At 31.9% G+C, this 11,771-nt stretch carries 4 protein-coding genes; 1 reads left to right on the top strand and 3 read right to left on the bottom strand.

Going from position 1 to position 11,771, the window contains the following annotated elements; genetic code table 11:
• A partial coding sequence (locus DES33_RS07710) for a leucine-rich repeat protein (protein ID WP_170111629.1) occupies positions 1 to 3,816 on the bottom strand: 3,816 nt, incomplete at its 3' end.
• Positions 3,817 to 4,095: 279 nt separating this feature from the next.
• Complete coding sequence (locus DES33_RS07715) at positions 4,096 to 9,720, bottom strand: leucine-rich repeat protein (RefSeq protein ID WP_110058593.1); 5,625 nt, start codon at positions 9,718 to 9,720, stop codon at positions 4,096 to 4,098.
• 270 nt (positions 9,721 to 9,990) lie between these two features.
• Between DES33_RS07715 and DES33_RS07720 the strand changes: the two genes are divergently transcribed.
• On the top strand, positions 9,991 to 10,845 hold the full coding sequence (locus DES33_RS07720; protein ID WP_110058594.1) for a hypothetical protein: 855 nt from the start codon (positions 9,991 to 9,993) through the stop codon (positions 10,843 to 10,845).
• 115 nt (positions 10,846 to 10,960) lie between these two features.
• Here DES33_RS07720 and DES33_RS09650 read toward each other — a convergent pair.
• The coding region (locus DES33_RS09650) for a G5 domain-containing protein (protein WP_170111630.1) at positions 10,961 to 11,771 on the bottom strand (811 nt) is incomplete at its 5' end.

Consider the following 11,771-nt stretch of genomic DNA (forward strand, 5'->3'; position numbering starts at 1 on the left):
CGCATCTGGGTATGCTGTTTTGTTTGCAAATATTACTTTGTCAGGGTCACTGTTTACTGCTTTTGCTACTTCTAGTGCTGTGTCTACTCTTGTTCTTCCTGCTAGTCTTTCTACTTTTAGTCCACTGTTTTGTAATGTTTCTTCTATTGTTTCTGATACTTGAGTTTTTCCACCTATTATTGTTACTTTTTCAATTCCCCAATCTTTGATTGCTTTTTTAGTTGTTTCATTTAATTGGCCATTTTCTGTTAACAATACTGGTATGTTTAATTTTGATGCTAGGCTTCCTGCTGTTAATGCGTCAATATTATTGAATCCATTTACAAGTATTATTTCTTTTTTGTTAGTTGAATTTGCTCTGACTTGTTCTCCAAGTTTTACTGCTGTTTCGAATCTGTCATGTCCTGCTATTCTTTGTTGTTTTATTCCTAGTTGTTTGATTTGGTTTTCAACTTTTTCGCTTACTGATAATTTTCCACCGGCGATTATTATCTTAGATGGGTTGAGTCTTTTTATTTCTTGAAGTACTTCATCCATTATTGAATCTTTTTCAACTAATAATGTTGGTGCGTTCTTTCCTACTCCGTATGGTGATGATGCAAGTGAGTCTACCATTTTATCGCTTGATGTTATTATCACTGTGTCTGCTTTTTGGAATAATGTTTTGCTTACTTCTACTGCTGTTAGTTGACGATTTCTTCCTGCTATTCTTGTTGCTGGTATTTTTTCGAATATTTCTTTTAATGTGTCTGTGTCTTTGATGTCTTCAACTGTAGTTTCATTAAATACAACTTTTTGATTTTTCAATGATTTTTCATTGTTAAATTCTAAGTGTTTTTTGTTTTGAGTGTTCAACTTAACTACTACATGTTTTTTATCCGTCGTTTCAGCGTCTTTGAATGCATCATCTGAAAGCTTCTTCAAGCTCTTTGGTAAGTTTGTTTCTTTAAGCAAACTAAATCTAAATGCAGAATCTCCGATTTCTTCTATTCCTTCTTCAAGCGTTAATTTTTTAAGTCTCTTCCATTTGATATTGTGAGCGAAAGCTTGTCTTTCGATTTTCTTAACATTTCCAGGAATTGTCAATTCTTCTAGTTGATGTCCTGTAAATGCTCTGTCTTTGATTTCTTCAACAGTTTTTGAAATAGTAAGTTGTTTTAATGGGGCACCTTGGAAAGCTGATGGTCCAATAACTTTAATTCCTTCTGGTATTTCAAATTTTTCTAATTTGATGTTTCTGGAGAATGTTCCGCCAGCGATTTCAGTCATATTTGGTGAAATTCTAAGTTCAGTAATTTGGTTCAAAGAGAATGCTCCTCCTTCGACTTTTGTTACTGAGTCTGGCAAGTAAACTTTTTCTAGTCTATTTCCATTGAATGCAGATCCGCCGATATATTCTAAAGTATCTGGCAATTCTACATTTTCGAAATTATTAACTCTGAATGCATAATTTTCGATTCTCTTAAGTTTCTTTGGCAATTCTAATGAAGTCATTCCATTAGCAGAACTTACAGTATCTGTACCGAATTTAACTCCTTCATCCTTAATTAAATCAAATGCAGATTCTGCGATTACTTCGACATCTTTGCCATCTAAAGTTGTGTCTGGTAGAATTAGATTCTTGTTGAATTTGAATTTCGCTTTACCACTATCGCTAAATCCTGTAATAGCATTGTCCTTGTAAGTGAAGTCTTCTTTCTTGTACAATGAATTTTTGTTGATAACCAACGCATCGACAGACTTATCCAAGTTTTCTTGTGCTGATTTTACTTCATCAGATGATTTATCCAAATCAGCCAAGACAATCTTTGCCTTGTCAAGTTCCTTCTTCATAGCATCGTAGGATTCTTTTTCAAACATTTCAGGAACTAATTCGTCTGCTTTTTTGATAGAATCTCTAAGTTTTGATCTATCTGGAGCTGATTTTCTCAAATTACCTTCAGCTTCAATCAAATCATCAAGTGCTTTGTCCACTTGTTCTTGTGTTGATTTTTCGTCTTTAAAAATTCTCTTTGCTTCTTGTAATACATTGTCGAATTCGTCTATTTTTTCTTGTTTATAGTCTGATTTTACAATTGATTTAACAGTTTGCAATTCCTTGAAAAGTTTACTTCTGTCTACATTTGTAACCAAAACTACTTTGTGATAATCATTTTCTGGAACGATATAAGTTACTGATTTCAAATGATCAGGATTTCTAGTTTCTAATCGTACAACCTTGCTATTTTCATAGCCTGGATTGTCTCTGAATACAAAATCTCTAAACTTAAATATAGAATAAGGAAGCTTTACAACTGAAAGCTTGTTGTTAGCAAAGCTATAGTTGTCTATTTGAATGCTGTTTACATCATCGGATATTTCAAGCTTACTTATTTCATTGTTCATGAAAGATTCGCTACCTGTCTTCCATACAGTGCTTGGAATGTAAACTTCAGTAAGTTTATTGTCCCTGAATGCATAAGATTCAATGGATTTCAAACCTTCTTCAAACTTAACTTTAGTAATGCCTGAGTTAGCGAATGCGTAATCTTTGATGATAAATTCTACATCTGTTTTAGGGAAAGTTACGCTGTTAATCTTTTGATTTCTAAATGAACTTTCTTTAACTCCTTCAACAGCCTTTTTTTGTCCGTCAATAGTTACTTCTTTTGGGATAACCAAATCAGGATTCTTTGCTAACTTAGCCTTACCTTTTTCAGAAAATCCTGTAATTCCAAATCTATAAGATTCTTCTTCCATTCTTCCCTTGTATTTGAATTGTCCATAAGTGAAATCTTCTTGTGACCATTCGTCAGTAGTAGGTTTTTCAGGTTGTTCTGATTCGCCAAGTTTAACTGTCAGTTTAATCATTAAATTTGTAGCTGAACAAGTTACACAAGGTGATGTATATCCTTCGATTTGTTCAAGCTTTGAAGCTTTTTCTTTGTCGATACTTGCAAATACTTCGAATTCTTTTGTTTTGTCGAATTTATCCAAATTCCAAACTTTTGCAAGTTCTACTTCTTTATCACTGGAACCTGTGTTGTCTTTCTTATCTACATAAGTTGCGATAAAATCAGTATTGATATTTTCATCTAACCAAGCTTGTAGCTCTTCTTTTGAACCTGCTTTTGCTTCAACTTTTCCCAAATCAAGGTATTTGTCTCCTTCACCTGTTCCAAGTGAATTAAAGTTGATTCTTATATGTTTAAATGGACTTTCTGATTTTATTTCTTTTATTGTTTCCCCATTTAATGATGATTTCAATAAAACTGAATTGGATTTTTCATCACCTTTTAACAATAGACCTGTTACACCTGTTTTGTTAAAAGATGTTGTCATAACAGTTTTTACTGTAGATGGAATTGTAATTTCTCCAGCTAATGAACTATCATTCATAAAGGCTTGTTGACCAATATATTCCAAACCTTCATTTAATTCAATTTTACTTAAATTCTTGTTCATTCCAAAAGCTAATCTTTCGATTTGTTTTACAGTTGAAGGAAGCTTGATTGTTGTAAGCGAGTTAGCTGAAAAAGCTCCTTGGTCGATTGTTTCAACGCCTTCTGGAATAACTACTGAGGTAAGTCCTTTTCTTGCAAAGGCTCCCTTACCAATATTTGTTACAGCCTTTCCATTAATTTTTTCTGGAATAACTACATCAGTAGCTGTACCATTATACTTTTTAATAGTAGCGCTACTTTCATCAAATACAAAATCACTTTCCGCAGTGACTTCTTGTTTTTGTGGAACATCACTTGCGTATATGTTTACAGGAGCAAATCCTATAACCATAGCAAAGATCAGTATCCACGAAACGATCCTTTTTCTATTCATATTATCCTCCTCATTTTTCTTGTAACAATCGTTACTACATCTGCGTTAAACTAATATTTGATAATAAAAGTTTACAATACTATTATACCCTTATGTAAATAAAGTAAACTTTTTATATGGTTAATTTGTTGAAAAATCAACATTTTATTAATTTAAAACTATAATTGTAAAAGTTTGATAAATATATTTTAAATTTCTATTTTCTATCCACATTTAAACTAAACAAAAAACAATGTGACTGAATTCGAAAATCCAATCACATTGCTGTTGTCCTAAATACTATTTGTATTCTTCAATACTTAATTTGCCACCTAGTATAATGGATTCTTTAATTTTGTTATCTCTCAAGTATTGTTTTACTGATACAGATGCTTCGTCTTTATCTATCAGCATTATTGGTGCTTGTTCTGTTTTTGATAGATATGGCGCTATTAATGCATCTGGGTATGCTGTTTTGTTTGCAAATATTACTTTGTCAGGGTCACTGTTTACTGCTTTTGCTACTTCTAGTGCTGTGTCTACTCTTGTTCTTCCTGCAAGTCTGTCTACTTTTAGTCCACTGTTTTGTAATTTTTCTTCTATTGTTTCTGATACTTGAGTTTTTCCACCTATTATTGTTACTTTTTCAATTCCCCAATCTTTGATTGCTTTTTTAGTTGTTTCATTTAATTGGCCATTTTCTGTTAACAATACTGGTATGTTTAATTTTGATGCTAGGCTTCCTGCTGTTAATGAGTCAATATTATTAAATCCGTTTACTAGGATTATTTCTTTTTTATTGTTAGAATTTGCTCTGACTTGTTCTCCAAGTTTTACTGATGTTTCGAATCTGTCAGCTCCTGCTATTCTTTGTTGTTTAATTCCTAGTTGTTTGATTTGGTCTTCAACTTTTTCGCTTATTGATAATTTTCCACCTGCGATTATTACTTTAGATGGGTTAAGTCTTTTGATTTCTGATAGTACTTCTTTTGATATGCTGTCTTTGTCTACTAGGAGTGTTGGTGCTTTAATTCCTACTCCGTATGGCGATGATGCAAGTGAGTCTACCATTTTATCGCTTGATGTTATTATCACTGTGTCTGCTTTTTCAAATAGTGTTTTGCTTACTTCAACTGCTGTTAGTTGACGGTTTCTTCCTGCTATTCTTGTTGATGGTATTTTGTCAAAGATTTCTTTTAATGTGTCTGTGTCTTTGATTTCTTCTGGTGTTTCTGGTTCAGAAGGAGTTGTTTCTTTCTTTTCAACAACTACAGGAATTTCAACAATTCTCTTTGAACCATTTTCAAATGTTACTTCTACTCTTGCAGTATATTCACCAGGTTTATTTGTATCGATTTTTGATTCTGTAACATCTTTCACTGTTGCTTTTTCTGGTAAGTTTTTGATGTTATCTGTTACATCAATCTTTTCACCTTGTTTTACAACTTCTTTTTCGATGTCTTCTGCTTTTATTTCTGGAACAGGAACTATTTCTCCAATACCATTGAAAATTACTTTTTGATTTACTAATGATTTTTCATTATTGAATTTTAAATGGTCAGGGTTTTTAGTAAATAATTTTACGACTCTTACTTGAGCATCAGGATTATTTAAGTCCAAGCTGTTTTTGAATGCATTGTCTGCAATACTTGTAAGTGATTTTGGTAAATTAACTTCAACTAAGTTGTTGTTACTGAATGCTTCTACTCCAATAGATTCTAATCCTTCTGGTAGAACTACCTTAGTTATGAATCTATGTTTTTCTTTTTGTTTGAATGCATCTTTTCCTATTGTCTTAACATTTTTTGGAATGATAATTTCTTTAAGAAGATTTGCTTGGAATCCCTTAGTTTCTATAGTTACTAATGAATCTGGTAATTTTAATTCTTCTAATAGGTTGCCTCTGAATGCTGACTTGCCAACTTTTTTGATTCCTTCGTTTAGTTCTAACTTTTTAATTTCATTATAACTAAACATACCTTCGTTTATTTCAGTCAATGAGTTAGATAACTTAACTGTCTCAATCTTATTTAATGAGAATACTCCAACTCCTAAATCTGTAACCGAGTCTGGCAATGATACAGAGTGTAGTTGGTTGCCACTAAATGCCAATGCATCAATAGACTTCAATGTATTTGGAAAATCAACTTCTTTCAATGCGTTATATCTGAAAGCTTCCCTGCCAATTTTTTCTAATTTGCTTGACAATTTAATTGTTTTTATTCCTTCTGGTGAATCAGATATTCCTGGTAAACAACCTCTAATAATTTCAAGTGAATCAAAATCGATTATAAACGCCTTTTCTCCAATTTCTGTTATCACTGTTCCATCAGGGTTTTTGTCTGGTAGAACCACATCCTTATTAATTGCAAACTTAGCCATACCACTGTTGCTAAATCCAGTAATAACATTTTGTTTGTAAGTGAAATCTTCTTGTGTGAATTCTTCTTTTACAGGTTTTCCTGTAAAGATGAATTTTTGGTTCTTTATAGATTTTTCATTGTTTAATTTAAGGTGATCTTGTTTCTTAGTATATAAGAATACGACATTTTTTTGATCTTTTCCTACATTACCTTGGAAACTGTCATCTGCTATTTTTTCTAATGAAGAAGGAACATTTACTTCTTCTAAAATATTGTTAACAAAAGCTTTTGAATCAATTTCCTTCAAACCTTCATTTAGTGTTAATTTTTTTAATGTTCCTGTCTTAGCGTACCTGTTTCCTGATTTAAACGCCATTCTTCCAATAGATTCAACAGAAGCAGGAATAGTAAGTTCTGTCAATTCATTTCCAACAAAAGCACTTTGTCCAATTTTTTTGATACCGTCTTCTATTGTCAATTCTGTAATAGGATTCATTGTGAACAATCCGCCTGGTATTTCACCGATATTTGCTGGAATCGTCACTTTTGTTATTTGGTTAACTCCAAAAACAGAAGTTCCTAGTTTATTCAAGTTTTTGCCCAATTTAATTGTTGTTAATTTATTATTATTAAAAGCAAAATCTTCAATTGTAGTTACAGTTTCTGGAAGCGTTACTGATGCAATACCTTTATTTCTAAATGCAGCTTTCCCTATTGTAGTAATTGTAGTCCCATCACTTGATTTTTCAGGTAATTCTACATTCTTAGATGTTTCTAACTTCTTAAGTCCTTCTTCAGAAAATCCTGTTATTTTAGATCCGTCGTATGTGAAGTCAGAATCTATAAACTTAGAATTATCTTCAACTAATACAAATTTTTGATTTTTTAATGATTTTTCTGTGTTGAATTTTAAATGGTCTTCATTAGTTGTTTGTAATTCTACAACTTGTGCGTTTCCTTTAAATGAATCATCTTTAATTGAATTCAAAGAAACTGGAATTTTTACTTCTTTTAAAATATTGTTTTGGAACGCTTTGGTGTCAATCTTTTCCAATCCTTCATTAAGAATTAATTCTTTTAATTTCCCAGTTTGTTCCTTTGCTCCACCACTAAACGCCATTCTTCCAACTGATTTTACAGAAGCTGGTAGTGTTAAACTTTCTACCTTACATCCTGTGAATGCAGATTGTCCTATTTTTTCAACTCCATTTTCTATAACAATCTTAGTTGAAATATTTGTCGAGAACATTCCACTAGGAATTTCTTTTAATGTTGCTGGTATTGTTACTTCTTTTATTTTGTTAGTGGCAAAAGATGCTGCACCTGCTGTTTCTAATTTTGATGGTAATTTAATTTCAGTAAGTTCATTCATTTGGAATGCAAGGTTTCCAATTGATTTAACTGTTTCTGGAATACTTACTGATTCTATTCCTTTTTGTTTAAAAGCTTCATTACCAATTGAAGTAATAACTGTTCCTTCTGAGGATTTCTCAGGTAAGTTTACATCTTTTATTGTTTCAATCTTCTTTAATCCTGTTTCAGAAAAACCAGTAACTGTAGAGCCTTCATAAGTGAAGTCTGAAGCAACAAATTTTGAGTCGTCTTCTTTAGGTTTGTCAACAATATTGAATGCAAATTCAAGAGTATTTATTCCACCATAGTTCGAGACTTTGTTCATAATAAAGCCTGGTTTTTGTGGGAACGTTTCATCTGTTATTTCTTGCATTTTAGCTTTTGCAATTGCTTTATTATCCTTAAAGTCAGCTATCGGTTCCCAAACTGTGTCAATATTTACATATTCATCGTATTTTCCAGTTTTGAACTTTTGAAGCTCTGCTGTTGAGCCTTCACCAGCTTTTTGATAAGAAGACATAAATTGAATATTTACATTGTCTTTTATCCATTTTTCAAGTTCTTCTGGTGATGATACACCTACATCTGTTGGCTTCTCAGTAGTAATAAGATTTGTCTTTTCATTATTACAGAATGAAGTAAAGTCAACATAAAGTTGTTTTTGAATATCTTCAAGTTCAAATACTTTTATTTCTTGACCCAAATTGTTTTTTAAAGTAAGTTTGGCAGAATCTTTGCCACCTTTTATTTTAAATTTATTTACATTAGTGTATCTAAATGCTGATGGTCCAATCCATTCTACTGTAGATGGAATTACAAGATTTCCGCTTAATACTTTATCATTAATAAAAGCATGATTTCCTATTTCTTTCAATCCTTCATTGAACACAACTTCTCTTAAATTTTTGTTATTATTAAAAGAATATGAGCCTATGCTCTTCATAGTATCCGGAAATACAATCTTTGAAAAATTATTGTTTGTGAATGATCCAAATTCAGTGAATTCAAGATTTTTTGGAAGAGTTACAGATGTTAAGTTTTTGTTTCTGAATGCACCTGAAGCAATTCCTTTTACTTTAACACCATCTATTTCATCAGGAATAACTAATTCAGTTTTATTGCCAAGATATTTAGTTATAACGCCTTTTTGCGAATCAAATTCATATTCTTTTTCAGTTTCTGAAGGTGATGTTACAACAAATTTCAATGAAATAGTATTTGAACCTTGGCAATTGTCTGGATTTGCAAGCATATATCCATCTTTTGATGGAAGATCTCTTATAGAGTCCTTATCCATCACACCAGTTACTTCGAATTCGCCATTCTTAACAAATTTTTCTGCAGTATTCCACTTAATATCTACTGGATTTTTGATATCAGAATGACCTGAATTGTCACTTGCCTTAACATAATAAGTTGCATATTGAATATTAATATTGTTCTTAATCCAATCATCCACTTCTTTTACAGATGAAGCTGTTATATTAATCTTATTAACTGGAGCTGTTACTGTAACTTTTTCTTTTACTTCTCTGTTGCAAAAAGCTGTATAATCAATTGTTATATCTTTTCTTTCATTTTCAAGATTAATATAATTCAAGTGATCGCTTAAAGCATTCTTCAATACTATAGGGGCTGAATTTTCATCACCTTTAATATTTAAAGTAATTAAATTGCTTTTAAAAAATGCTTTTGGTCCAATCCATTCAACAGTTGATGGAATATCCATTTCTCCTGAAAGACTTGGAAGATTAGCAAACGCAAATGTTTCAATTGATTTTAAACCTTTGTTTAATTCAACATGTTTAAGTTGTTTATTAAGAACAAATGCGTAAGCTTCTATCCTTCTCATAGTTGATGGCATCTTAACAGATGTCAAATCATTTTTTCCAAGTGCTCCCCATTTTAGATAAGTCATACCTTCAGGTAGAACAACGGATGTAAGTCCCTTTCCATTTAAAGCACTTTTTCCTAATCCATACACTTGTTTCCCATCGATTTTAGATGGTATTACAAGGTCTTTTTCATTTCCTTTGTAACCAGTTATTTCACCTTTTGCACTATCAAATTCAAAATCTGATTCACTAGTTGCATTAACAGTACTAGAAGATTTTTGTACTTCTGGTTTATCTGCTATTGCTGGCAAAGGCGACAATAACATCGACATTACAATCATTAACGATAAAAATCGCTTATTGAATTTCTTCATTTTTCCTCCTTTTATTTGATTTTTTACATGAACAACAGGCTTACATAGAAAATTAGTATAATGAAGCCTTGTTCAATTTATATACCCTTTTGTAAATTGTGTAAACTAAAATTGTCAAAAAAGGGCTAAAAATACGTAAAAATCATTATTTTATTAAAATTTTGAAATATTTAGTATTAAAGCAAAAAATTTTTATGAAATTTAAGATACTTGAATTATTATTTTTCAAATGGGTATATTATTAAATAAGAATATTAATAGGAGGAGACTATGGACGATAAGAAACAAGATTTCAAACAAAATCTCAAAAATTATGTATCGGATGAAGAAATTGTTCAGCCTGACGATTACTTTGAAAAAAAGCCTGTAGATGTGGATGTGAATGATGATGTGAATGGGGTATCTGATGTTACTCAGTCAAAAGAATCCACTAAATCTAATGACGATTATTTTGCAGAAATCAACCAAAAATACACTAATAAACAAAGAAAAGAAGATAACGAAGAATACGAAAACTACAAGCAAAACGATTCACCTGATTGGTATTTGAAATGCGTAAAATTTATCAGTGGATATGCAGACAAAATCTATGATTTTTACGCATCCACAAAACACGGAATTATTTATTCATTTTTGACATCAGGTTTAATCGCTGCTTTGACTAGCGCTGTGTGGGTTAGCGTTACGACAAGGGGCTCACTAGGAGAATTGTCGAAAGTTTTCCATAGACCTACGATATCTATAATGACATTGATTTTAGTACCATTAATCAATTACGTGATGACAAGATTCATATACATGTTTACGAAAAAATACATGAGACCAACTCCACCTCCTTGTACAAGAGATGTGAAAGGCGGGGTGTTTTCGATAATTAACGCATTGTTCATGTTCATACTTACACCTTTGGGATTTATCGGAAGCATCATTGGTTGCTTCACAGGAATGATAGCTTACTCTGCAACTTTCTTGGATTTGTATTTAGAAAAGGACAGTTTCAAGGTTGGTTTGAAATCATTCATCGCACAAATCGTAATCAAAGTTATAGTGTTTGTATTGGAAATGTTGTTGGTAGCTTTGGTTGGAATTTTAATTTATAATTCATTTTCAAATATGATTAGATAAAACTTTACCCGATCTCGTAAGAGGTCGGGTTTTTGTGTGCATTCAAAAAAGCCTAGCTCAAATGAGTTAGGCTTTGTTTGATTATTGTATAAGATTTTTAATCTTGTATTGAAGATTATCTGTCTTTACGTTTTTTCTTCAACCCTACGAAACCTGCTGCTGTTAATAATCCTGACATTGCAAGAGTCATTATTTCGCTTTCACTACCAGATTTTGGCAATTTACTAGAAGACTTCCTATTAGGAGTATCTGCTTTTTCTTTGCCTTCTACTTGTTCAGTAGTTTCAGGTGTTTTAGGTGTGTTATTTGGTTTCGTTGGAGTGTCTCCAGCTTGATTGTCAGGAGTCTTTCCATTTTCTTCTGGAGTTTCACCTGGTGTTTCCGGATCTTTTGGATCCACAGGTTTGTCTGGATTTTCTGGATCTACTGGTGGGATTTCACAGACATTTTTAGTTCCGATTTCAATAATCTTATCTTGTTTTTCTGTGATTGTCTTAGTATCCCTGGAAACTTCCTTGCTGTTTTCAATCTTAACAGTAGTTTCAGTTTTACCAACAATACCTTCTTGGATTATCTTAGTCTTGCCAGCTTCTAGATCTGGATTTTCTCCGATAATGATGTCGTAAGCTTTTTCACTTTCATAAATGAACTCACCTTCAGTTTTAGAACCATATTCTACAACCTTGTTTGTTGGTTCAACTCTTTCTTCAGCTACTTCAAGCTTACCAGTTTCCTTGTTGAAAGTAGTTGTGTATTTTACGGATCCATTAGAACCTTCTTCGATAACTTTTGTTTCTCCTTCTTTAAGTTCTGGGTTGTGTCTGTATTCTGTATCGTGACCAAGTTCAACCATCTTTTCAACTGGTTTAACACCGATTCTAACAATTCTATCTTCTTTTTCTGTGATAGTTTTTGTAGTTTCTGTT

It is taken from the genome of Finegoldia magna, assembly GCF_003182075.1.
Lineage (GTDB): Bacteria > Bacillota > Clostridia > Tissierellales > Peptoniphilaceae > Finegoldia > Finegoldia magna.